Here is a 21,780-nt window from a genome sequence, read left to right as displayed (position 1 = left end):
CGTGCCGCGCGCCACGCTTAGCTTGTCCCACGTGACCCCAGATTTCGTACGCCCGGAGCGTTCCGCCGTCGTAGCCGCAGCCGTAACGGTGGTGTTGTGGGCGTCCGCGTTCGTCGGAATCCGGGCCGCCGCCCCACATTTCGCCCCCGGCTCGCTGGCTCTGGGCCGCCTGCTGGCCGGCGCCCTCACCCTGCTGATCTTCCTGCTGATCAGCCGCCAGGGCCTGCCGCCGCGGGCCGCCTGGCCGGGAATCCTGATTTCCGGGGTGGTGTGGTTCGGCGGCTACATGGTCGCCCTCAACTGGGGCGAGGAGCTCGTCGACGCCGGCACCGCCGCCATGCTGGTCAACGTGGGCCCGGCCATCATGGCCCTGCTGGCCGGTTGGCTGCTGCACGAGGGTTTCCCGCCACGCCTGCTGGCCGGAATAGCGGTGTCCTTCGCCGGTACGGTCATCGTCGGCTACTCGATGTCCGGCGACGGCGGCTCCTCGGTGCTGGGCGTGGTTCTGTGCCTGGTGGCAGCGGTCACCTATGCGGCCGGAGTGGTAGCCCAGAAGCCCGCCTTGAAGCACGCGTCAGCGTTGCAGGCGACCACGTTCGGCTGTGTGATCGGCGCGATCGCCTGCCTTCCGTTCGCCGGCCAGCTCATCGCCGACGTCCGAGCGGCCCCCGTCGCGATCACCCTGAACGTCGTCTACCTGGGCGTCTTCCCCACCGCGATCGCGTTCACGACCTGGGCGTACGCACTGGCCCGCACCACCGCGGGAAAGATGGGCTCCACCACGTACGCGGTCCCGGCCGTGGTCGTCCTGATGTCCTGGCTGATCCTCGGCGAGGTGCCCGGCTGGCTGACCCTGGCCGGCGGCGCCCTGTGCCTGGCAGGCGTAGCCGTCTCCCGCAGCCGCCCCACCCGAGCCCGTCACGACGAGCCCGCCCGCAGCAGCTGACCGAATCCGCGGGGCGGGGCCGGCAGCCGCCACCGGCCTCCTGGGCGAGGGGAAGCCGGTGGCTTTGCGCTGGGCGGTGCGCTTTGGGCGTACGCCTAGAGCTGGGGTGAGCGCAACGCTTGCAGAACCTCGGGGTACAGGCGGGTTTTGATCGTGCCCAGCGCGTCGCTGGCCTTGCCCGCCAGCGACGCGGCGAGCGAGATCGCGGTCGGGAGGACCTCGTCGGCGGGGAGTGCCTGGTCGATGATGCGCAGCTCAGCGGCTTCGAGGCCGCCGTAGCGGCGGGCGGTGACCATCGCCTCGTGTGCGGTCTGCGGCGTGAGGCGGGCCTGGATGAGGGCGCTCATGCCGGGGGTGAAGGGCAGGTTGATGTCCGCTTCCGGCAGGCACCAGAAGCCGCGGTCGGCGCGCATGATGCGCAGGTCGTGGGCGAGGGAGAGCATGGCGCCTCCGGCGAAGACGTGGCCGGGCATCGCGGCCACGGTCACCATCGGGAGGGTCAGGATCCGGGCGAAGAGATCGTGTACGGAGATGACGTACGCCAGGCGCTCCTGGGGGTGCCCGGCCAGCCAGTCGAGGTCGAGCCCGAGGCTGTAGTGGCGGCCGCTCGCGGTGGTGACCAGGGCTACCGGGCGTGGCGCGTTCCGGATGTCCGCCTCGATCTCGTCGAGCAGTTTGTTGAGTGCGGTGAGCATGTCGGGATGGAGCCGGTTCTCGGTGTCGCCGAGGTCGAGGACGTAGACGTCGTCGTGGCGGTCAAGGGTCGGCATGTCGGGCCTCCTTAGTTACCTGTCGGTAACATAGCGGACCGGCCCCGGTTCGTCGATGGCTCCGAGCCCCGGCACAATGGGAGGGTTGGTTTGCCATGAGAACCCCTCAGGAGGAACGGTGGCGCTTTCGGAACGGCCGGAGAAGTGCGTGGTGGCCGTCGACGGCCCGTCCGGATCGGGCAAGTCCACCGTCTCCCGGCGACTGGCCAGCGCTGTCGACGGGGTCTACCTCGACACCGGCGCGATGTACCGGGCGATCACCTGGGCGGTCCTGCAGGGTGGCGCTGACCTGGTCGACCCCGACGCGATCGCCAAGATCGCGCTGGAGACCGAGCTGTCGATCGGCACCGACCCGACGGCCCCGCACTTCGCCGCCAACGGCATCAACGTCGACGAACCCATCCGCGGCTCCGAGGTGACCGGCGCGGTCTCCGCGGTCGCCGCCGTCCCCGCGGTCCGCAAGCACCTGGTCGCGCTCCAGCGGGCGATCATCGCGGCCCACCCGCGGATCATCGTCGAGGGCCGTGACATCGCCTCCGTGGTCGCCCCCGACGCCGACCTCAAGGTCTACCTGACCGCGTCGGCCGCCGCCCGCGCCGCCCGCCGCAGCGCCGAGAACGCCACCGACGTCGCCGCGACCGAGGCCGACCTGGCCCGCCGCGACAAGCTCGACTCCAGCCGTGCCGTCGACCCGCTCAAGCAGGCGTCCGACGCCATCGAGGTCGACACCACCGGTATGGGTATCGACGAGGTCGTCCAGCATCTTCTCGGTCTACTCAACAGCAAGGTAAGTAAGTGACTGAACTTCCCGCCGGCCTCGATCTCAACGACTTCGAGGGCGGGTTCGAGTTTTCCGATTCCTCCGCTGACTCCTCCTCCGAGGAATTCACCGGCCCGGTGCCCGTCGTCGCCGTCGTCGGGCGGCCCAACGTGGGCAAATCCACGCTGGTCAACCGGATCATCGGCCGTCGCCAGGCGGTCGTCGAGGACAAGCCCGGCGTGACCCGCGACCGGGTGCCCTACGACGCCCAGTGGAGCGGGCGGCGGTTCACCGTCGTCGACACCGGCGGCTGGGAGCCCGACGCCAAGGACCGTGCGGCGGCCATCGCCAACCAGGCCGAGATCGCGGTGCAGACCGCCGATGTGGTCGTGTTCGTGGTCGACGTGTCGGTCGGCGCCACGGATGTCGACGAGGCGGCCGTCAAGATGCTGCGCCGCAGCCACAAGCCGGTCATCCTGGTCGCCAACAAGGCGGACAACCAGAACCTCGAACTCGAGGCCGTCTCGCTGTGGTCACTGGGGCTCGGGGAGCCGTACCCTATCTCCGCCCTGCACGGCCGTGGCTCCGGCGACCTGCTGGACCAGATCCTGGAGTCGCTGCCGCCGACGCCGCCGGTCACCGAGGGTGGTCCCCGCGGTCCGCGCCGGGTGGCGCTGGTCGGCCGCCCGAACGTGGGCAAGTCGAGCCTGCTCAACCGGGTCGCCAAGGAGGAGCGGGCGGTCGTCGACTCGGTCGCCGGCACCACCGTCGACCCCGTCGACAGCCTGGTCGAGATGGACGGCGAGGTCTGGCAGTTCGTCGACACCGCCGGACTCCGCAAGCGGGTGCACCAGGCCTCCGGTACGGAGTACTACGCGTCCCTGCGCACCGCCGGCGCCGTCGAGGCCGCCGAGGTCGCGGTGGTGCTGCTGGACTCCGGCGAGGTGATCAGCGAGCAGGACCAGCGGGTGATCACCCAGGTCATCGAGTCCGGGCGTGCCCTGGTCATCGCCTTCAACAAGTGGGACCTGGTGGACGAGGACCGCCGGTTCTACCTGGACAAGGAGATCGACCGGGACCTGAAGCGGGTCACCTGGGCCGTCCGGGTGAACATCTCCGCGAAAACCGGCCGCGCCGTCGACAAGCTGGCCCCGGCGATCCGCCGCGCCCTGGCGTCGTGGGAGACCCGGATCCCGACCGGTGCCCTCAACCAGTGGCTGACCGCCCTGACGCAGGCCACGCCGCACCCCGTTCGTGGTGGTCGCGCGCCGCGCGTCCTCTTCGCGACGCAGGCCGGCGTGGCCCCGCCGCGGTTCGTGTTGTTCACGACCGGCCCGTTCGACGCCGGTTACCTGCGCTTCATCGAGCGCAAGCTGCGCGAGGAGTTCGGCTTCGAGGGCACGCCGGTGGAGATCTCGGTGAAGCCCCGCAAGAAGACAGGGCCGGGGGGTCGCGGAAAAGCCCACGGGTGAGGTTGGTAGTCTTTAGGAGATGTCGCGCGGGGCTGGGGTTCCGGGCGGGATCGGGCTGTAGCGCAGCTTGGTAGCGCACTTGACTGGGGGTCAAGGGGTCGCAGGTTCAAATCCTGTCAGCCCGACTTGTTAAAAGGCCAGCGTAGCTGGCCTTTTTCATTCGTCGATATTGATGCATTCGCGGTGGCGCGACACGTGTTTTTGCACGTACGCGCGTACGGTTTATGCCGGGATTCCGGCCGATCGTCGTTGCCTGCTTGTGCTCGACAGTCCTTACGGCTTCAACCTGAATCGAAATCGCCTTCTGGAACCTCGGCTGAGCAGGTCATCCAGGGCGTGACCAGTCAGATCTTGGCGTGTCGGGCCTTCTTGTCCGCGATGCCAAACGTCGATGCATACCTACCTCCTATGTGGATGATCACGACACTTCGCTGACACGAACGCCCGTACGGTGATCTTTGCTTGGTTCGCCGGCTTTTTGCGGACCGGTGAATCCATGATCGTGGTTGGTGGCGGGCGCGGAAGTTGGCTGCGGTTGTCCCAGGTTGTCCGCGGCAGTCCCGGCGGTCGACTGATGTGCCCGTGGCGGGCTGGCGCCGGCCCTGACAACAGGCCCGGGGCTGCATCGGCGAGTGTATGGGGGGGTCAGTATTGGACTGGGGGCGTCAACATCGTGTAGCAGCGTCTTGCCGCTCCCGAGCGTCCGGCTGAGGCTGATTTCATGAATACTGTTTCCGTCGTTCCGGGATGGCCGTCATGACGCTCGCTGATCTGTTTCCGTCGTTGCGTGCCTCGGTGCGCCCGCACCTGGATCCCGCGGTCTGGTCGGTGACGGCCCTCGGGGCCGCCTACGGTGATCTATTCGTCGGCGGAGTCGCGGCGACCGCGCTGGTGCGCTCGTACGGGCCGGTGGTTCGTTTGCTGGCCGAGTCGGACATCCCGCCTGCTGCGTCGAGTACGTGCGGGTGGTTGGGTTCGTGCTCTCCGATCTGCTGGCGATGTCGGCGGGTTCGCCGGCTGCATGGCTGAGCGCTGGCGGGCTTTGTCAGTTGTGATGGCGGGTGTGTTCACCGGATGCCGGCGCGGACGGAGTCGGGCCGTGCTGGGCGGGGCTGTCGTTGCCGGGCCGCAGCGCGGGACCGATGACCAGCGTAGACACGGCGAACATGGCGGCGAACACGGTCACCGCGATGCCCGGCGCCCACCAACTGTCGAAGCGGCGGCGTAGGCGCAGCAGCATGGGAAGCATCGCGGCCAGGCCGAGCAGAGCGAACAGTGCGGCGCCGCCGATTCCTGCCAGCAGCGCCGTGCCGGCGAGCAGGCCGACATGGTGCAGCAGGTGCGGGGCCAAGCCCATGACGCCGCCGAGGATCGCGCCGAGGCTCCAGCGTCCGTAGCGGCGTGCCGGCTTCTTGCCGGTGGCGGGTGCGCAGGTCATCGGGACGCAGCCGCAGTGGCAGCAGTACCGGCCGGCCGGTAGAGGCGGACGAGGCGGGGTTCGTCGTCACCGCGGCTGTTGCGGTAGGTGTCGTAGCGGATCTGGTCGTCGCGGCGTAGCCCGGCGGCAGCGCCGATCGCGTCGACGTGTTGCGGTGACCAGGCGAAGAACGCCAACCCGGGCCCGGTGGGCAGGCCCGGGTTGGCGCGCATGACGTTCCGGCCGGCGGGACTCGGCCAGGACACAGGATGCCGTAGCTGCTGTGCGATGAGTTCCCGGGTGCCGAAGTTGAGGCAGCCGAGGGCGAGGATCACGTCGATGGAGCCGGCTTGGATCGGGGCCTCGAGCAGATCGCAGACCAGGTCGGCGGCCGGATTGACCAGGTCGATCCCGATCAGGTTGGCGATCTTGCCCTTGAACAGGTTGTGCCCTCAACGCCGACACCGCTTACGGTCCCGCGTTCTTTGCCACCGCCCTGACCGCCACGTTACTGCTCATCGTGTCCGCGATCGTCCTCGGCACCGCGATCGCCCGCACCGACCGGCGACTGCGCTGGCACGGCATCGCCTACGCCGCCCTGCTGCCCGCCTTCGCCATCACCGGATTCGTCCTGTAACCCGTACAGTCGTGGACCGGCTTCGCCCTCGCCGCAACCACCGCCGCCCTGGCCGTGCGACTTCGCCGAACCAGCCGGTGACCCACCGCCCGAAGGCGCCCATCAGGCTGTCAGCCGAATGCGCAGTTGCCGCCGGGCCTGATGGAGCCGGGACTTCACCGTCCCTTCCGGAACGTGGTGCAGGACGGCGATCTCTGCGCAGCTGAGCCCCACCACGTCCCGCAACGCCAGCGCCTCGGCCAGTTCCGGCCGTAGCTGCTTCAGTGCCTCGAGCAGGTCCACCCGGGTCATGGCGACCACGCTGGTTCGCCGCAGTTCCGAGATGTCAGCGAGTCCGTCGTCGCGGCCGGTGCGGGCGTCCGCCCGGTTCCGGCGGCACGCCGAGCGAGCCCGGTTGGTGGCGATCCGGAACATCCAGGTCCGGAAGGCGCTGCGGCCTTCGAAGCGGGGCAGGCCCCGAGCCACGGCCAGCAGGGTGTCCTGGCATGCCTCCTCGGCGTCCTCGCGATTGGTCAGCAGGCGGCTGCACACCCGGAGAACCTCCGGACGGACCGTCACGAGGAGCACGTTAAGCGCCGCCAGATCGCCGGCGGACGCGATCCGGGCGAGGCTCTCCACATCGTGACCAGACATAGCGCGTCCTTTCCGCGCTCAGTATGCGTCCGCGCGAGGCCATGGAAGACGCTTCACCAGTGCCACGTTCCGTAGCGGTGCGGGAACTGTCGGGTGGGCGACAGTGGTGAACCGCAGCGGGGCAGCGGTGGACGAACTAGTTGACCGTCCCACCAAGAAGCGGAGTTTCACATGCGTTCAGTAGCACCACAGACCCGCGACCGTGCCGCCACCGCCGCCCATCTCACCGTCGCCGTAGCGCTCTCCGGGGCGCTGCTCGCCACCGGGATGCCGCCCGCCTGGGCTGGCGCCACGGCCGCCCGTCCGGCGCTCGTCTCCACCGACAAGTCCCCGCCGCAGGTGCGAGACGTCAAGTTCTCTCGGGCCTTCGTCGCGGTCCGCGGTCTCGCCGTCGTGCCCGTACGGGTGTCCATGCGGGTCACCGACCCGTCGGGGGTACGGGACGACCCGCACGAGATGAACCCGTCCCCGCAGCTCGTGCTCGGGCCGGTCCCGGGCCATCAGTCGAAGCTGCGGCCGGTGCTGACCCGGACCTCCGGGACCGCCACGGACGGCATCTGGAGCGCCACCGTCAACGTGCCGTCCACCTGGAACGGAACGGTCCGAATCGTCTCGGTCGGCGCGATGGACAAGGCCGGCAACGAACTGTCCACCGCCCTCTCCGGCGCCCGATCACCGAAACTGCGGGTCCGGGGCACCCACCGGCCCGCGCTGACGTTCCAATACTCGATGCTGGCCGGGGGCGGCTTCCGGATCCACGGCCGGGCCTCTTTCACCGACACCGGCCGGCCGCTCTCCCGCCAGAGGCTGGCTACCGCGCTCGACAGCGGCTGCGACTTCGACGGCGGCGCGAAGAACAACATCGTCACCGACGCCCGCGGCAACTATGAGAAGCGGTTCCGCGCCGGCGGCCCGGGCGACGCGGGTTGTGTCGCGCTGATCGGGGGGGCCGCACACAACCAGCGACCGGCGATCCTCGCTTACCGCATCGCGTCCGCGCCGGCGTACTCCGTCCCCGCGGCGGCAATGCTGCAGGCCGCGGACCTGAACGGGACCGCCACGACGCCGGTCACCGACAACTCCTGGGTGGCGCTGCGGCCGCCGCAGCCGTGCGGGCCGTACGCGTCGGCCAAGCTGCGCCGCGCGGATCGGGCCGTCCAGGCCATGATCGGCGTGAACGACCGCCCGACGGTCATCGTGAATGACGTGGCCATTTATGCCTCCGACGGCGCCCAGCGGTATCTGCGTGACGTGCGCCGGGCCGTAGCCACCTGTGGCCATGGCTGGTCCATTCGCGCCAGTGGCGTGGCCGGCGACGAGTCCGTGCTACTGCGGCATCGGGAGTACATCGACTACGCACAGACGAACAAGGACACCTACATCGTGGTCGCCCGGACCGGACGCGCCGTGGTGGTCGTGGCCGACACCGGCTGGGAGACCGCGGATGGGCACGAGGCCCTGGTCCGCAGCCTGAGCGTGGCGGCAGTGCGACGCGCCGCCGTGGTGAACGGGCGGTAGTGCGCAGGGCGCCGCGATCCGTGACTTCTAGACGATCGCGCAATGAGGTCCGTCTGTGGGGGCCGGGCCGGTACTTCCGATGAACGTGGCCGCGGCGGTTATCCCTGTCGCGGTCACTGTCGCGTCCGGCCGTCCGCGACGGCCCGGCTCCGCCGCCGCAGGCGCCGGGACGCCAGTCGGGCGGCGCCGGAGCCGGACCCGGCCCGTACGGCACCAGCCGGCTCTACCCCCTGCGGGGGGCAAGGGGCCGCAGGTTGAAATCCTGTCAACCTGACTTAACAAAAGGCCAGCTTAGCTGGCCTTTTGCATTGGTTGGCACAGATGTATTCGTGAAGGCGCGACACGTTTTTCCTGCACGTACGCGCGTACGGTTTGCACTGGGATTCCGGCGGATCTTCGTAGCCGGCCTCGTACTGAACAGCTCTTGAGCCTTCCACCTGCGTCGACCTCGCTTTCGGGGACCTTGGTTGTGCAGGGCGTTCATGGCTTGAGTGATCGGATCTCGACGTGACGAGCCCCCTGCCGGCGATCCCGAATGTCGAAGCGCCGCTGCCTCCTACATGGACGATCGCGACACCTCGATGACACGAAAGCCCATACGGTGATCTTCGCCTGTTGTCCGAGGACTCGGGGGCGCTGCACGGCAGACACGGTGATGACCGGCTCGTCGTGCTCTACGGTCGCGGAGTCGCCGCAGTGGAGGTGGCGCCCCGCGGTGCTGTTCTGTGACCGAGACGCGCTCGCGGGTTCTGACCCTCGCTCGGGGTGTGGTGCTGGAGGGTGGAGATGAGGGCGAGGGTGGACTCGGCGCCCTGGTTGAGGTTCGGTCCGTGCAGCGTCAGTCCGTCGTAGCCGCCGCCGGTCGCCGGGTCCCACATGGCCTGGCCGACGTCGTTGTCACCGAGGAACCAGGCGATGGACCGGTGCACCCCCGTGTGCCAGTTCCGGCCGCCGGTGACGGCGGCGGCGGTGGCGCAGGCGTCCGCCAGCGCCGCCACCTCGATCGGTTGCTGGTCGTGGTGCAGCCGGGGGCCGCCGCGCTGCCACCCCGCGGACGGCAGGACCGACAGATGGCCGCCGTTGACCTGGATCGTCAGCAACCACGTCAACATCCGCAGGCCGGCGGCGAGGGCCGGTGGGTCGTCGAGGAGGTCACCGGCGGCGATGAGGACTTCGGCGAGGGCGGCATTGGCGTAGGCGAGCTTCTCCTCCGGCCACGGCCAGTGCGGGTCGGGACCGAGCGTCCCGATGGCGATCGTGGCGTCGGCAAGAAGCTCGGCGGCCGGCCCGTTGCCGGGATCGGCCCGGAGAAGTTCGGCGGCCCCGAGCGCGGCGAAGGCCATCGCCCGCGGGTCGGGGGATCGGCAGCAGGCTCCCAGGGTGAAGGCGAGGAGCGCTTCCTGGCGGATCCACCGGGCCGGCGAGCGTGCGGCGGCTGTTCCCAGGCCCCAGAGGGCGCGGCCCCACCAGTCGCCGACGCCTGGCTGATCGGTCCAGGTCCGGTTGAAGTTCAGCCGGTTGTGGAAGGCGCCGTCGGTGCCCTGGGCATGGGTGAGGAACGCCAGATACCGCTCAGCGAGCCGGAGGACGTCAGTGGACGGGTCCGTCTCGCGGCTGGTCACGACGAGACCCCGGGCGACGTCATCGGTGCAGTAACCGTGCTCGCGGCGGACAGTGGCGTGCCGGGCATGTTCGAACAGGCCGGTGTCGTCGGTGAGCCGCATCAGGTGGGTGAAGGGCGCAGCGGGAACGAGCAGTGCGGACCCCGGCGTGGTGATCGCGCCCTCGGTCATACGCCGGCCGCCGTGACCGGGCGGACGCCGGCGCCGATGAGTGTCGAGGCGAGTTGCTGGTAGCGCAGGGCGACTGCGGGCCACCGTACTGCCGGTTCGGCGTGGCCGCTGCGCTTTCGTAGTTCGGCCGCCAGGGCGGGCTTGGTGAGGATCTTCCGGACCGCGGTCGCCAGGGCCGCCGGGTTTCGGTGCGGCACGAGCAGGCCGGGCCCGTCGGTGAGCAGCTCCACCGCGTGCGGGAAGGCGGTCGCGACGACCGGAATCCGGGCTGCCACCGCCTCGACGAGGACGCCTGAGGTGACCTGTTCGGTGGAGTCGTACGGCAACACGACCACGTCGGCGGAGCGGATCAGGTCGCCGAGTGCCGCGTCGTCGAGGTAAGCCGACTCGTAGTTCACGTCATGCGCGACGCCGAGAGACGCCCCGAGCCGGTGCAGGCTCGCCCGGTACGCCTCGCCGTGCTGTTCGACGACCTTGGGGTGGGTTCGGCCGGCCACGGTGTAGACCGGTGCCGGATCGAGGTTCTGCAGGCGGGCCAAGGCACGCAGGGCCCACTCGATGCCCTTTCCCGGGCCCAGCAGGCCCCAGGTGAGCAGATGCGGCCGGTTGTCGTGGCGGCGGGCCGGTTCCCCGGTGTAGTCGAAGGCGCCGTGCGGGATGACGCAGACCTTCGCCGCATCCACGGCATAGCCGAGAAGGAGCCGGTCGTGCGCCGCCTCGGTGATGGTCACGACCGCGCCGGCGGCCGCGGCGATCTGCTCGAGCAGCGATTTCTGCCTCGGGGTGGGATGGGTCAGCACGGTGTGCAGGACGACGATGCTCGGCACGGTGAGCCGGCGCAGTACGGACAGGACTTCTCCGCCGTCGCGGCCGGGGTAGATGCCGTACTCGTGTTGGACGACGGCGACGTCGAAGGTGTTCAGCACCTCGGCGCTGTCACGCCAGCCGGACGGCGTGGTGTCCATCCAGGTGTGTGCCACACCGGGTGAGGGCCTGATGTCGTCGCTGTTCGCGGCGACCCGGACGATGCCGCTCGGCCCGGCGACCTCGCTGAGGTGATTGAAGAGCGCGGAGTTGAAGGTCGCCAGGCCGCACCGGGTGGGCGGATGGGTGCTGAGGAATCCGTACTTGATGGTCATGGTGGTGCCTTCCTGTAGCCGGTCTCGGTGGCGGTCGGCCCACGACCGCATACGAGACACGTGCCCGTGGTGTGCGGGCCGGTGGTGGGATTCGCGGGCTGGTCAGCCGCGGCCGCTGCCGATGAGCTGCTCGTAGACGGCCAGATAGTCGGCGACCATGCGGTGCGCGTCGAAGCGTTTGCGGGCCTGTTCCCGGCAACCGGCCCGGTCGATGGTGCGGACAGCGCCGACAGTGGCGACGGCCTGGTCGATGCCGCGTACGAGAAAGCCGGTGACGCCGTCGTCGACGATCTCGGGCATGGAGCCTCGCGGGTAGGCGATGACCGGTGTGCCGCAGACCATGGACTCCACGACCGACAGGCCGAACGGCTCGTCGAAGTCGATCGGGTGCAGAAGCGCCTCTGCCCGGCCGAGGATCTCACCGCGGCGTTGTGGCCCGACCGCGCCGAGGAAGATGACGTGTTCGCCGTCGATGTGGGGTGCCACTCGTTCGGTGAAATACCGCTCATCCTGAACGATGCCGCAGATGGTGAGTGTACGCCCGGCGCGGCGGGCGATCTCGATCGCCGTGTGGGTGCCCTTGTCCGGGTGGATTCTGCCGAAGCTCACCAGCCCGGGTGCGCCGGCCGGTGAGAACGGGAGCCCGCCCGCGTCCACGCCGTGATGGACCGTCGCGACATAGTCGAGGTCGGGGTGCCGGTCGGCATCGGAGATCGACACGAACGAGGAGCGGCTCGACCGGTAGGCCGGCAGGATCGTGGGGCCGGAGAATCCGTGCACGGTGGTGACCAGCGGGGCACGGCAGTGATCCGCGAAGGCGAGCGGGAGCCAGTCGAGGTGGTTGTGGACGATGTCGAAATCACCGGCGCGGGCCAGGGCGTACGAGACATGCATGGCCTCGGCGACTCGGCCGTCCGCCGACGCATCGTCTGCGTACCCCCGCGGGCACACACCGTCGAGCCGCGCCGCTGTGATCGAGTCCAGCGTCGCGAAGAGCGTCACCTCAACGCCGGTTTCCACCAGACCGTCCGCCAGTAACCCTGTGACCTGTTCCCAAGGCCCATATGCGTACGGCGGGGTGCGCCAGGCCACCGGCCCCAGGATGCCGACCCTCACAGGGGTGTCCCTCGGGACGATGTCGCCGGCTCGAGATGGAGCACGGCCAGCAACCCGCCATGTTCGGAGGTGTCGATGCGCTCGGGAAGCTCCCGTTCGACGAAGGCAGCTCTGACGTGCTGCCCGCGCTCACGGAGAACAGTGACGACGACTGTCTTGAAGATGATCATTGTCGGCTCTCTCGGATCACTCGTCGGCGGTGGACGGAGCCGCCGGAGTCTGGAGCGACACCGTCAGCCTACGCCTGCCACGGCTGGCCGCAGCGCGCTCGCGGCACGCCGTGCGGCCAGCCACAGCGGCATGCTGGCGGCATCAGGGTCACCGAGGTCGTACAGGTCGGCGATGATGCCCGCCGGTGGTTCGGCCAGACACCTTCCGATCGCTGCGGACACGTCGGCGCCGAGGCACCGTGACCAGCGGCCGTGCACGCCGATCTCCACCAGGGAGGTGTCGGAATCCGCGGTCACCGTCACCAGGGGGCCGATGCGCGGCCCCGGCGTGGTGAAAAGGTGCGGAGGCTGGGCGTGCGCGCCGGAGGCATCACGGTCGATGACGCTCATCGGACGGCAGCGACCGCGCTGCAGGCGCCGGTACCGGGTGCGAAAGACGGCACCACACGGGCGTGTTGAAGGTCGATGATCAAGGCGGCTCCCAGGTACACAGCGGCAAGAGGGCGCACTGCCGGGGTCCTGAGCAGCTGGCGGCGGCGCATGACAGCGTCACCGCTGGCATCGATGATAGAGGTAGCGGCGCCCGGCCGCCGGATACGGCTCGGCGAGAAGAGAACCGCCGGGTCACTTGTCGGGCCGTTCCGTGGGGAGCCGGACGGTGATCGTTGTGCCGGGTGGTTCGTCGCCGGTGCCGGCGGTGATGGTTCCGCCGTGCTGTTCGACGATGACGCGGGCCAGAGAGAGTCCCAGACCGGCTCCGGGGATGGCGTGGCTGATGGCGCTCGGGGTACGGAAGAAGCGCTGGAAGAGTCGTTCGCGTTCGGCTGCGGGAATGACGGGGCCGGTGTTGGACACGGTGAGCTGGGCGGCGGGCCCGTCGGTGGAGACGGTCACGATGATGCGGGTGCCGTCGTCGGCCCAGTCGAGGTCGTTGGCGAGTAGTTCGTCGGTGACCTGGGCGAGCCGTCTCGAGTCTCCCCACAGAATCGTCTCGTCGGGTACGTCGATGTCGAAGGTGACGTCCCGGCCGGCAGACCGGTTGCGGATGGTGGCGACCGTGGCCCGCCACCGCCGAGCGCAACATGCCCCAGTCAAGGGTTTGCGCGCATGAACCGGCGTCGGTGTTCAGGGTTTCTCGCCCAGACCGTCTCGAGGTCTGCCAGGCTCGCCCGGGCATGCCCTCTCCCTGGCCGTGCCGGTCCGGTGACCCGGAAGGCAACAGGTTCCGCTCATCGGTCCAGCACAGACGTCGGCGCAGGACGTTGCCGACCTCGTCGATGGCCCAGAACTCGGTGGCCGCCCAATCGAGCATCTGCCCGACGGTGGTGATGACGTCGCGCAGCAGCCCGTCGGCGGGGCTGGTGTCGGAGCCGGAGAGCAGGCGCCGGATCGTCGGCTCGCAGTCCTTCAGCACGGCTGCGCTGTGCTGTTGGGTCACATCCTGCAGGGTGACCACGGCGCCCAGCGAGGCGCCGTCGGCGTTGATGATGGGCTGTGCGTCGGCGAGCAGCGTCGAAGGTCGCTGCCGCGGGCGTCCGACCATGATTTCGATGTCGTGCAGGCGCTCGCCGGCGAGGGCCCGCAGGAGCGGTCCAAGGGCGGGAGGCAACGTCGGGGGCCGAGGCCAACCGCTGCCGGGTCCATGCCCGCAGGTCGACGTCCTCGGGTAACTCGCCGTGGAGGTCCTGGTTCGCCTTGTTCGAGAAGACCAGTCGCCCAGCGGTGTCGCACGCGGCCACACCGGTCTGCAAGCTCTCCATCAGAGCGACCAGCAGCCTCCGCGCCTCATCCGCCCGTACGGCGGAGCGTTGTTCGATCACGAGAACCGCGCACGCCTTCGCCCCGTGGGCCACCGCGGTCAGATGCTCCGGCTGCCACGGCCGGGGCCGATGGTCCAGCACCGCGCACACCCCCGTGACCGCCCCATCGGCGTCACGGATCGGGTATCCCAGGTAGGCGCGTTCACCCATCACCGATTCCGGTGCCTCAGCCGGGACCTGAGCGTCAGCAGTGACGTCGCTGATCACCACGGGTGATCCCCTCGCGATCACCAACGCGCTCAGCGTCGACGATACGGATGCCGGAGGTGTGCTCGCCCACTGCGATGGCAGACCGTACCCGCCGACCAGACGCAGCTGTTCGCCGTCCAGCAGGTGAACCATCGCCGCGGGCGCTTGCGTCGCCTGCGCCATCAGTGTCATCAGATGATCGGCTGCGGCCCGCCGCAGACCTCCGGACCGCGGATCCATCCGGTCCGGCTCAACCCCTCGTTCGTCGGCGATAGCCATGGGGAACCTCAGCGATGTCAGGGGCGGCCGGTAGCGAGTCGCAGGCCAGGCGGTGAGACCGCGATCCGCATCACCGGCCCGACGGTTGTCACGCCCGGTCGATGGTCTGCTCGGCGTGCAGCCGCGGCGCATGCGGCGCGGGGTCCGCGGCCGGGTCGGTGCGGCCGAGCCGCAGCAACAGGTGGGGGTACCCGACGCTGGAGATCATCGCCCGAATCGCCTGACGGCTTGCAATGACCTCGATCGGTGCGCTGTACGGCAACACGGCGGCCCCGCGCATGGTGGCGGTCAGCCAGCCGGCGGACAGCGCCTCACCGGCGCGCAGCCAGTCGATTGGGTCGTCGCCGGGGCCGTAGAGCGTGACGAACACCGCTGACTCGTCGTGTGCGGCGCTCACCGGCAGATCACCGTAATGGCCGAAGTCGCGGCCCGGCACCGTGGTCTGCGTGGCCCGGTTCGGGATCGCCGCGTCCGGAACACCCGATCCGGACGGCCGCGTGCCGCCCGCCCACACAGCGAGTTCCGCCTGCCATGCGGGATCTCCGGCCTCGCTGCGCTGCGCGTGGTCGACGGCGGCGGCAAGCTCCAGAATCTGATCGGGCCGCAGAGTATGCAATCGGGTGCCCTGGGCCTGCACCGCTGCGGTGACCGCGGCCAGATCGGCCGCATCGACCGGTGATCCGGTGACCGGACGCCGGTCGGTGTGCCGCGACGGGATGGTCCGGAGATACTCCACCGCCGCAGGGTCGGCGGGCGCCCGGCCGCCGACCCGGATCCGGGCGAGTACGGCCGTCGCGCCGTCGCGTGGTAGGCGGGTCACCGTGGCGTCCCAGCCCTGCGCCCGCAACGCCACGTGTGCATGATGCAGGGCCGCGCCGCAACTCAGTGTTGCCAGACGCGCTTCCGGGTCGGTGACCCGCATGATCCGCTCCGAGGCGAGGCACAGTTCGAGGGTGTCGGCGGTGAGCCGCCACCGCCACGGTTGTGTGTTGCAGATCGACGGGGCGTACCCGCCGATGGTGGCCGCCTCGGCGAGGGCGTGGGTGCTGACCGGGGTGTCCGTCGGATGGGTGATGGCATCACTGAACATCACGAAAGTCCTTTATGGGCAGGTGACGGTCACCCGGACATCCCCCGGCCGCCCTGGGAGGACATGGACGGGCCCGAATGGCCGCAGCTCTGGGACCATCAGTTTCCGCCTGGCGGAACAGACGGCTACGGAACGCCGACTCGGTCGAGGTGGCGGATGTCCGGTCGTACCCGCGGGGTCCAGGCGGCAGAAACCAGTGTCAGCGGATGACTCCGGCCGACGCGGTCACACGTACACGAAATCACCACAAGATTACGCCGATCCGGCACCCGTCGTGCGGCGATCACCGGCCAGGGCGGCAGCGCCGCATCGCAGTGCAAGAGCGGAGGTTTCGACGATGGTGGCGACCCGTCACGATCGGGGAACCGTCAGCCACCGGGATCTCAAGCGACACGGTGAACGTACGCTTGCTCGACTGCCGGCTCTCGAGCGTTTACCGGATCTGCAGCCGGGGTACAACCACGCTGTCACCGGTTCTTCGGTGGCGACCGGCCGTCCAGACTCCGCGGCCTCAACACCGGTTCACGCCCCATGGCTTCTTCTGCATGGCGGGCGGTGGCACCAAAGGAGTCGTTGCATATGAGCGAAACCGGCACCCAGCGGCCCCGCGTTGCCGGTAGTGACTTTGCCGCGCTGAACCGCCAGATCACCGAGGCGGGTCTTCTCGAGCGGCGGCCGGCCTATTACGCGATACGGATGAGCGTGGTGGCGGCCATGCTCGGTGGTGTCTGTGCCGCCTTCGTCCTGGTCGGCTCGTCGTGGGGGACCCTGCTGGTCGCCGCGGTCCTCGGGATGGTGTTCGCCCAGGCGGCTCTGCTGGCGCATGATGTGGCGCACCGTCAGGTCTTCCGTACCCGAAAATCCAGTGACGTGGTCGGCCGGATCGCCGGCAACGTCGTCGTGGGGATGAGTTACGGCTGGTGGACGGAGAAGCACACCCGTCATCACAACAACCCGAATCACGACGACCTCGATCCGGATGTGCAGCCGGAGGTTCTGATCTGGGCCACCGAGTCTGCCTGGGGCAGGCGTGGGCTCAAAGGATTCATCACCCGTCACCAGGCGGGTCTGTTCTTTCCGCTGCTCACCCTGCTCAGCCTCGATCTGCGTATCTCGAGCATCAAGGCGTTGCGGCACCCCGGCATGCGCCGCCGCGGCCTGGAAACGTCTCTCCTGGCCGTACACCTGGTCGCCTACACCGTTGTCCTGTTCGCCGTGCTGTCGCCGTTACAGGCCCTCGCCTTCTTCGCCGTGCATCATGCGGTGTTCGGTGTCTACCTCGGCATGACGTTCGCCCCGAACCACAAGGGCATGCCGCATCCGACCGGCGACGAGGATTACCTGCGCAAGCAGGTGCTGACCTCCCGCAACGTCACCGGGGGCAGGCTGACGGACATGGCCCTGGGCGGGTTGAACTATCAGATCGAGCATCACCTGTTCCCCGCGATGCCGACACCCAACTTGCGCCGGGCGCAACCTCTCGTCAAGGCGTACTGCGCGCGGATCGGCGTCTCCTACGAGGAGACCAGCCTGCTCCAGTCGTATCGCCAGGCGCTGTGGCATCTGCACGCCGTCGGAGCGCCGCTGCGCGAGGCCCGGACCGAACGGCCCCGCAGCTCAGCCCTCGCCGACGCCGGCCGAGCGGCGGCCGGAGATCAGTAACAGGTCCGAGCTTTTCTCGAGTAGAGGAATCCTGTGGGCCGCCGAGGGGGCCGGCGGCCCACAGGATTTCGTGTAGTCAGGCGGCATCCATGACCTGGACGTCGTGCAACTCGCCCGCCATCATATGCAACCGCTGGACCGGCACCTGGACGCGCAGGATCGGGAATTCGTCCAGTTCCTCCCGGGTGGCGTGGTCCAGGATCGCCCGGTACAGGGCTGCGAACCCGTTCTCGAAATCCAGGTGGCCGGTGCCGAGGTCGTGCAATGTCGTGACGGACCGCTCGATGGCCTCTCCCTCCAGCATGCGTGCCACGCCGACCGCGCTGCCGGTGCCGTTACGGGTCGCTGGATGCACAACCGTCCTTGCGCCGCGCTCGTGCAGGTGGACCAGCCGGGCAAGCTCCGCGAACCGCTGTGCTCTTTCCGGTCCTCGGGAGCGCTCGACGCCGGCACACAGCCGGCGGATCTCGTCATGCTGCTCCATCAGCAGGTCGATGACGTCGGAGTAGCTCATCAGGGCCACCGGGCCACGTGACGCGGATGGGTGGTGGCGTGCGAGGAGGTGCGGATCGAGAATCTCATGACTAACCCTCGGATCTTGAATCACACGGTGAACGCCGGGGTCCTGAGCGTGGTGGGCTGACATCTCTACGGTACTCCGTATCCCTTACAGCATTCCGCTGCGCCGTGTAGGCGTTCCGCCCGACCGCTGAGGGAACTGAACGGTCAGTCAAGCTCCGGTGGGGTGGTGCGGTCGTTGACGAGAGCCTGTGCCACGTCGGTCAGTTTGCGGTTGTGGTTGCGGGCGTAGTTCCGGATCCGTGTGAACGCCTCGTCGACGCTGACCCCATTGGCGTAGGCGACAGCGCCCTTGGCCTGTTCGATGACGATCCGGCTGTTGAGTGCGCCCTGAAGTTGCTCGGTCAATGCTTCGCCGCGGCGTAGGGCACGTTCTTGTAGCAGGGCGATGGCGGCCATGTCCGCGAGGGACTGCACGATCGGTACGTCGGCGCCGCTGAAGTCGCCGCCCTTGGTGTCACCGAAGACGTTCAATGCTCCGATGACCTGGCTGCGCAGCCGCAGGGGGAAGGCGTGCACGGACTGGAACCCGGAGGCGGTCGCGCGCGGCGCGAACCGCGGCCACCGGGCGGTTGCGGCGCTCAGGTCGACGTTGATGACCGCCTGCCCGGTGCGATAGGCCTCGAGGCACGGGCCCTCCCTGGTCTGGAGTTGGAACAGCTCCAGCAGCTTGACGTTCTCGTCCGATCCGGCCATGAACTCGAGATTGCCGCGGCCGTCGGCGAGCATGAGCCCGACCGCGGCCGCGCCGACCAGGTCCGCGGTGCGGTCGGTGAGCATGTGCAGGAAGTCGATCAGGTCGAACTCTTCGACAAGGGTGTCGGCGACCTCGACGAATATCGACGCCAACCGTTGCGCGGAAACGGTGGTCATCGTTGCCTCCTGGCTGCTGGGCGGTGCGGCGGCACGGTCATCAGTGGTCCGCTGCGAAGCGCAGATCGCCCGCGACGATATCGTGGGCGACCTGGCCGAGGCTGCGGTTCTCGACGTAGGCGTACGCTCGGATGCGGGCCGCAGCGTCGGTGATGCTGCCCTGGATCTGAACCATGACCATGCCTTGGGCCTGGAACAACTCCGCCCGGTGCGCGACCGCTTCGGTCACACCGTCGTGTGCCGGCCCGCCCGGCGCTTCGGCGGCGTCTCTCTGCCGGTCGAGCAGGGCCTCGACCGCGATGTCGGCGAAGCAGAGGGCATCGGCCAGATGTTGGTCGGACAGGCGGCCGGGGTGGTCGCGGAACACGTCGAAGACACCGAGCCGGGCCGCGCCGATCTGCAATGGAAACGCGAAGACGGCGCGGACACCGCGGTCATGGGCCTCCGGTGCGTATCCCGGCCATCGGGTCATCGCCTCGTCGGCGAGATTGGCGATCAGCACCGGCCGGCGGCGATCGAAGGCCTCCAGGCACGGGCCCTCACCGAGAAGGAACTGGAGTTCCTCCACCTGCTCGCTGAGCGGGTCGGAAGCGGCATACACGCTGCGGCTCCCGTCGTCGGCCAGCACGCTGATGCCCGTCCCGGAGGCCGACAACGCTCCCACCGCGGCCTGGCAGACACACCGCAGGTGATCGACGACTCCACCGGCGCGCGCCGGCTGAGCGGCGATGAGACCTCGAATCATGGTCGCCCGGTCATTCATGGTGAGCTCCGGAAGCAGGCCGGGCTCGCGGACGGCGCCACGAACTGGTGGGATCAAGCGGCCGATCGCCACCGACCGCCGGGTATCTGCCCAGCCGGACCAGCTGATAAGGGACGCCGATCTCGGGCATCACCCCGCGCAGGCGTTGCCGGGCGCCGGCGTACTCGATCGGTGCGCTCAACGGCAGCACCGAAACCCCGAAACCGGTGGCCACGAGGAAGCCCGTGGACAGGGCCTCGCCGGCGTGCAGCCAGTCGACGCCTTGATCACCGGGTCCGTGCAGGACCGCGAAGGTCGCAGTCCGATCATGATCGCCGCGCGCGATGGGCAGCCGCAGGTTGCCGGTATCTCCGGCGATCCGGCCGGCGCAGGTCCACAACGCGAGCTCCGCATGCCATTGCACCTCGGCCGAACCGGGCTCCCGAACCTGAGCGGACGCCATCGTGAGGCCGAAGATCTGATCCGGGCGCAGCACCGCGAGGCGAACGTGCTGAGACGCGAACGCAGTGCCGACGATCCGCAGGACAGGCGGCTCGATCAGGCCGCCGACGACCGGCCGTATGCCGATGGGCCGTAACCGGATGCAGCGGGCCAGGCCGGCGGTGGCCGGGCCCACCGGGGCCGGGCCGTCGATGTGCAGGCGCGCCAGCAGAGCCGGTTCGCCCGCGTCGGGCAGCCGGGCCACCGTCACCCGCCAGCCACGCGCCGTGAGCGTCACCCGGGCGTGATGCGGGGCCGGCGCCACAGCTGATCATGGTGAACCGGCCGCCCGGGTCAGGCAGCCCCGACATCCGGGCTCGGTCGGCGAACAACTCCAGCACACCGGTGCCCACATGCCATCGCCAGGGCCGCCGGTCGTGCGCCGACGGCGCCCGGTCGGCCGCGGCGACGGCCCGGTAGATAGCCTCGTTGACGAGGCGAGGACTGACCGGGCGCGGCACGCCGGCCCGGACCGGGGTCATCGAACCGCTCGCAGGCGCGGCAGACCGAGGCCGCCGCCCTCGGTCTCCCATGCCTCCGCGTCCGGTCCCGCTGCCGAGCCGTCCGAGGCTGTGGGACTCGGGCCGGGCGGGACCACGCGCATCGTGAAGGTACCCCCGTCGACACAGACGACTGTCATCGTCCACGGCGACTGGCCGGGCGAATAGTCGACGTCGACCGTACGCAGGTCCAGCACGACCCGGTCCGGGCCGGCTGCCCAATCTCTGGCGCTCAGCACCAACTGTCGCACCGGTCCACGGACGTGATCGAGCATGGGCAGCAGAACGGGCAGCTCACTGTCGAGATCGGGCGAATCCGGCCACCAGCTGCCATCGAACGAAATGTGATCGAGCTGTCTCAGCTCTCGCGCCCAAAGGCGCTCGGCAGGCGACAGAAACTCAGGGTGACGGAGGAAAATAGCCATGACAAGATCCATCGTCCAGGACCGACGCAGGCGCGCGGCCCAACCTGGAGACAACAGGCGAGGACGAGGTCCACCGAGTCCGGTGAAAGGCGCGGCATCCGGCAGGCGGGGCGCGCACCGGCCGAGGCCGGCACCGATGACGGAGCCATCGGTCATCCCCAAGTGTACGCACCGCCGTCGTCGGACGCGCGTACGGTGGAAAGGCGCCAGCCACTCGACCTCCCCGGCGAGCCGGTGCCGCACCCGCCGAGCGAGGGACGTGGAAGCCGTCCACGGAGAGGCGCTGTCATGCACCAGAGCACCCGGCCCCAGCCGCCCGAGCACCCGATGATGCCGTACGCCGGCGATCGGCCCCGCATCCCGGCCGCACCACCATCCTCGACGGATCCTGGTGGCCCCGATCGACGAACGCACCTTCCGCAACGCCCGCCGGGCCGGCACCGGCCGCCGGGCAGTGCGGCTCGGCTGGTACACGTCCCAGCCACCCGGTGTGGTCACCGTGATCAGTGACTTCGGGGCAGACCGGTTCGATCTTCTGATCGTCCCGCCCGGCGCGAGCCAGGCCTCGGCCGACACCGCCGCAGCGGACCCCACCGACAGACGCCACACCCCGGAACTGATCGCCGAGATCGCACACGCCGACTGATCACCACACCACAGCGTCATCACCGACCGGCCCGGCGCCGCGCTACGCCGGGCGTGAGGATTCGATCAAGCGAACACAGCGGTGCGGTAGTCCATGAGAATGC

23 protein-coding genes and 1 tRNA gene are annotated in these 21,780 nt (G+C 69.4%); 7 read left to right on the top strand and 17 right to left on the bottom strand.

Annotated elements, in window-relative coordinates; genetic code table 11:
* The first annotated feature begins 31 nt into the window (after positions 1-31).
* Positions 32-946, top strand: coding sequence for a DMT family transporter (locus IEZ13_RS16215; RefSeq protein WP_183221740.1), 915 nt, complete (start codon positions 32-34; stop codon positions 944-946).
* A 95-nt stretch (positions 947-1,041) separates the two neighbouring features.
* Here the strand turns inward: IEZ13_RS16215 and IEZ13_RS16210 are convergent, their stop codons facing one another.
* Positions 1,042-1,716 carry an enoyl-CoA hydratase-related protein gene (locus IEZ13_RS16210; protein ID WP_183221743.1) on the bottom strand — a complete coding sequence of 225 codons (675 nt, stop codon included), beginning with the start codon at positions 1,714-1,716 and terminating at the stop codon, positions 1,042-1,044.
* Between the two features lie 118 nt (positions 1,717-1,834).
* Here IEZ13_RS16210 and cmk point away from each other — a divergent pair, with 118 nt between their 5' ends.
* From cmk to IEZ13_RS16195, 3 genes are all read left to right on the top strand, one after another.
* Positions 1,835-2,515 (top strand): (d)CMP kinase, encoded by a 681-nt coding sequence (gene cmk / locus IEZ13_RS16205; protein ID WP_183221745.1) that lies wholly within the window; start codon positions 1,835-1,837, stop codon positions 2,513-2,515.
* A complete protein-coding gene (der, locus tag IEZ13_RS16200; protein ID WP_183221747.1) occupies positions 2,512-3,948 on the top strand; it encodes a ribosome biogenesis GTPase Der in 1,437 nt (478 codons plus the stop codon). Before cmk ends, der begins: the two co-directional genes overlap by 4 nt.
* 51 nt (positions 3,949-3,999) lie before the next feature.
* Positions 4,000-4,073: transfer RNA gene (locus IEZ13_RS16195), tRNA-Pro, on the top strand.
* Positions 4,074-4,993: 920 nt separating this feature from the next.
* Here IEZ13_RS16195 and IEZ13_RS16190 read toward each other — a convergent pair.
* From IEZ13_RS16190 to IEZ13_RS16180, 3 genes are all read right to left on the bottom strand, one after another.
* A complete protein-coding gene (locus tag IEZ13_RS16190; RefSeq protein WP_183221749.1) occupies positions 4,994-5,386 on the bottom strand; it encodes a hypothetical protein in 393 nt (130 codons plus the stop codon).
* A complete protein-coding gene (locus IEZ13_RS16185; RefSeq protein ID WP_183221751.1) occupies positions 5,383-5,700 on the bottom strand; it encodes a hypothetical protein in 318 nt (105 codons plus the stop codon). The genes IEZ13_RS16190 and IEZ13_RS16185 overlap by 4 nt, the downstream gene beginning before the upstream one ends.
* Before the next feature lie 404 nt (positions 5,701-6,104).
* Positions 6,105-6,635, bottom strand: a complete 531-nt coding sequence (locus IEZ13_RS16180; RefSeq protein ID WP_183221753.1) for an RNA polymerase sigma factor — start codon at positions 6,633-6,635, stop codon at positions 6,105-6,107.
* Positions 6,636-6,806: 171 nt separating this feature from the next.
* Between IEZ13_RS16180 and IEZ13_RS16175 the strand changes: the two genes are divergently transcribed.
* Positions 6,807-8,153: a hypothetical protein gene (locus tag IEZ13_RS16175; RefSeq protein WP_183221755.1), complete on the top strand. Its 1,347-nt coding sequence runs from the start codon at positions 6,807-6,809 to the stop codon at positions 8,151-8,153.
* A gap of 674 nt (positions 8,154-8,827) precedes the next feature.
* On the opposite strand, the gene IEZ13_RS16170 is transcribed toward IEZ13_RS16175, so the two are convergent.
* The 8 genes from IEZ13_RS16170 to IEZ13_RS16135 all read right to left on the bottom strand — a co-directional run bounded on the left by IEZ13_RS16170 (position 8,828) and on the right by IEZ13_RS16135 (position 15,749).
* Complete coding sequence (locus IEZ13_RS16170) at positions 8,828-9,946, bottom strand: glycosyltransferase (protein WP_229794730.1); 1,119 nt, start codon at positions 9,944-9,946, stop codon at positions 8,828-8,830.
* Entirely contained in the window at positions 9,943-11,085 is a 1,143-nt protein-coding gene (locus IEZ13_RS16165) for a glycosyltransferase (protein WP_183221757.1), read from the bottom strand. The genes IEZ13_RS16170 and IEZ13_RS16165 overlap by 4 nt, the downstream gene beginning before the upstream one ends.
* Positions 11,086-11,187: 102 nt before the next feature.
* On the bottom strand, positions 11,188-12,201 hold the full coding sequence (locus IEZ13_RS16160) for a glycosyltransferase family 4 protein (protein ID WP_183221759.1): 1,014 nt from the start codon (positions 12,199-12,201) through the stop codon (positions 11,188-11,190).
* The gene (locus IEZ13_RS16155; RefSeq protein WP_183221761.1) at positions 12,198-12,371 is read right to left on the bottom strand and encodes a hypothetical protein; all 174 of its coding nucleotides are present in this window, start codon (positions 12,369-12,371) and stop codon (positions 12,198-12,200) included. Before IEZ13_RS16155 ends, IEZ13_RS16160 begins: the two co-directional genes overlap by 4 nt.
* Before the next feature lie 63 nt (positions 12,372-12,434).
* A complete protein-coding gene (locus tag IEZ13_RS16150) occupies positions 12,435-12,761 on the bottom strand; it encodes a hypothetical protein (protein ID WP_183221762.1) in 327 nt (108 codons plus the stop codon).
* Positions 12,762-12,995: 234 nt separating this feature from the next.
* Positions 12,996-13,466: a sensor histidine kinase gene (locus IEZ13_RS16145; RefSeq protein WP_183221763.1), complete on the bottom strand. Its 471-nt coding sequence runs from the start codon at positions 13,464-13,466 to the stop codon at positions 12,996-12,998.
* Between the two features lie 134 nt (positions 13,467-13,600).
* Positions 13,601-14,620: a GAF domain-containing protein gene (locus IEZ13_RS47890; RefSeq protein ID WP_372441942.1), complete on the bottom strand. Its 1,020-nt coding sequence runs from the start codon at positions 14,618-14,620 to the stop codon at positions 13,601-13,603.
* 127 nt (positions 14,621-14,747) lie between these two features.
* Positions 14,748-15,749, bottom strand: a complete 1,002-nt coding sequence (locus IEZ13_RS16135) for an Acg family FMN-binding oxidoreductase (protein WP_183221765.1) — start codon at positions 15,747-15,749, stop codon at positions 14,748-14,750.
* A 579-nt stretch (positions 15,750-16,328) separates the two neighbouring features.
* On the opposite strand from IEZ13_RS16135, the gene IEZ13_RS16130 reads away from it, so the two are divergent.
* On the top strand, positions 16,329-17,411 hold the full coding sequence (locus IEZ13_RS16130; protein ID WP_183221766.1) for a fatty acid desaturase family protein: 1,083 nt from the start codon (positions 16,329-16,331) through the stop codon (positions 17,409-17,411).
* 76 nt (positions 17,412-17,487) lie between these two features.
* Here the strand turns inward: IEZ13_RS16130 and IEZ13_RS16125 are convergent, their stop codons facing one another.
* From IEZ13_RS16125 to IEZ13_RS16105, 5 genes are all read right to left on the bottom strand, one after another.
* Positions 17,488-17,925: a hemerythrin domain-containing protein gene (locus IEZ13_RS16125; protein ID WP_183221767.1), complete on the bottom strand. Its 438-nt coding sequence runs from the start codon at positions 17,923-17,925 to the stop codon at positions 17,488-17,490.
* 212 nt (positions 17,926-18,137) lie between these two features.
* Positions 18,138-18,863, bottom strand: a complete 726-nt coding sequence (locus IEZ13_RS16120; protein WP_183221768.1) for a GAF and ANTAR domain-containing protein — start codon at positions 18,861-18,863, stop codon at positions 18,138-18,140.
* A gap of 40 nt (positions 18,864-18,903) precedes the next feature.
* Positions 18,904-19,608: a GAF domain-containing protein gene (locus IEZ13_RS16115; RefSeq protein WP_268240107.1), complete on the bottom strand. Its 705-nt coding sequence runs from the start codon at positions 19,606-19,608 to the stop codon at positions 18,904-18,906.
* A gap of 10 nt (positions 19,609-19,618) precedes the next feature.
* Positions 19,619-20,344: a nitroreductase gene (locus IEZ13_RS16110; RefSeq protein WP_183221770.1), complete on the bottom strand. Its 726-nt coding sequence runs from the start codon at positions 20,342-20,344 to the stop codon at positions 19,619-19,621.
* A gap of 240 nt (positions 20,345-20,584) precedes the next feature.
* Entirely contained in the window at positions 20,585-21,031 is a 447-nt protein-coding gene (locus IEZ13_RS16105; protein ID WP_183221771.1) for a DUF5994 family protein, read from the bottom strand.
* Between the two features lie 391 nt (positions 21,032-21,422).
* Between IEZ13_RS16105 and IEZ13_RS16100 the strand changes: the two genes are divergently transcribed.
* On the top strand, positions 21,423-21,677 hold the full coding sequence (locus IEZ13_RS16100) for a DUF5994 family protein (protein WP_183221772.1): 255 nt from the start codon (positions 21,423-21,425) through the stop codon (positions 21,675-21,677).
* Positions 21,678-21,780 lie beyond the last annotated feature (103 nt).

The sequence above is a fragment of the Actinoplanes campanulatus genome, assembly GCF_014647795.1.
In the GTDB taxonomy this organism is placed as follows: domain Bacteria; phylum Actinomycetota; class Actinomycetes; order Mycobacteriales; family Micromonosporaceae; genus Actinoplanes; species Actinoplanes campanulatus.
Note: the sequence above shows the minus strand (reverse complement) of the source record. Positions and strands in the feature narration are given on the sequence as shown.

What these genes read in the sequence shown, in the direction of transcription:
- IEZ13_RS16210 (WP_183221743.1), bottom strand. Translation starts at nt 1,716, where the DNA reads ATGCCGACCCTTGACCGCCACGACGACGTCTACGTCCTCGACCTCGGC.
- IEZ13_RS16190 (WP_183221749.1), bottom strand. Translation starts at nt 5,386, where the DNA reads ATGACCTGCGCACCCGCCACCGGCAAGAAGCCGGCACGCCGCTACGGA.
- IEZ13_RS16180 (WP_183221753.1), bottom strand. Translation starts at nt 6,635, where the DNA reads ATGTCTGGTCACGATGTGGAGAGCCTCGCCCGGATCGCGTCCGCCGGC.
- IEZ13_RS16175 (WP_183221755.1), top strand. Translation starts at nt 6,807, where the DNA reads ATGCGTTCAGTAGCACCACAGACCCGCGACCGTGCCGCCACCGCCGCC.
- IEZ13_RS16170 (WP_229794730.1), bottom strand. Translation starts at nt 9,946, where the DNA reads ATGACCGAGGGCGCGATCACCACGCCGGGGTCCGCACTGCTCGTTCCC.
- IEZ13_RS16165 (WP_183221757.1), bottom strand. Translation starts at nt 11,085, where the DNA reads ATGACCATCAAGTACGGATTCCTCAGCACCCATCCGCCCACCCGGTGC.
- IEZ13_RS16155 (WP_183221761.1), bottom strand. Translation starts at nt 12,371, where the DNA reads ATGATCATCTTCAAGACAGTCGTCGTCACTGTTCTCCGTGAGCGCGGG.
- IEZ13_RS16150 (WP_183221762.1), bottom strand. Translation starts at nt 12,761, where the DNA reads ATGAGCGTCATCGACCGTGATGCCTCCGGCGCGCACGCCCAGCCTCCG.
- IEZ13_RS47890 (WP_372441942.1), bottom strand. Translation starts at nt 14,620, where the DNA reads ATGGATCCGCGGTCCGGAGGTCTGCGGCGGGCCGCAGCCGATCATCTG.
- IEZ13_RS16135 (WP_183221765.1), bottom strand. Translation starts at nt 15,749, where the DNA reads ATGTTCAGTGATGCCATCACCCATCCGACGGACACCCCGGTCAGCACC.
- IEZ13_RS16130 (WP_183221766.1), top strand. Translation starts at nt 16,329, where the DNA reads ATGAGCGAAACCGGCACCCAGCGGCCCCGCGTTGCCGGTAGTGACTTT.
- IEZ13_RS16125 (WP_183221767.1), bottom strand. Translation starts at nt 17,925, where the DNA reads ATGAGCTACTCCGACGTCATCGACCTGCTGATGGAGCAGCATGACGAG.
- IEZ13_RS16120 (WP_183221768.1), bottom strand. Translation starts at nt 18,863, where the DNA reads ATGACCACCGTTTCCGCGCAACGGTTGGCGTCGATATTCGTCGAGGTC.
- IEZ13_RS16115 (WP_268240107.1), bottom strand. Translation starts at nt 19,608, where the DNA reads ATGATTCGAGGTCTCATCGCCGCTCAGCCGGCGCGCGCCGGTGGAGTC.
- IEZ13_RS16105 (WP_183221771.1), bottom strand. Translation starts at nt 21,031, where the DNA reads ATGGCTATTTTCCTCCGTCACCCTGAGTTTCTGTCGCCTGCCGAGCGC.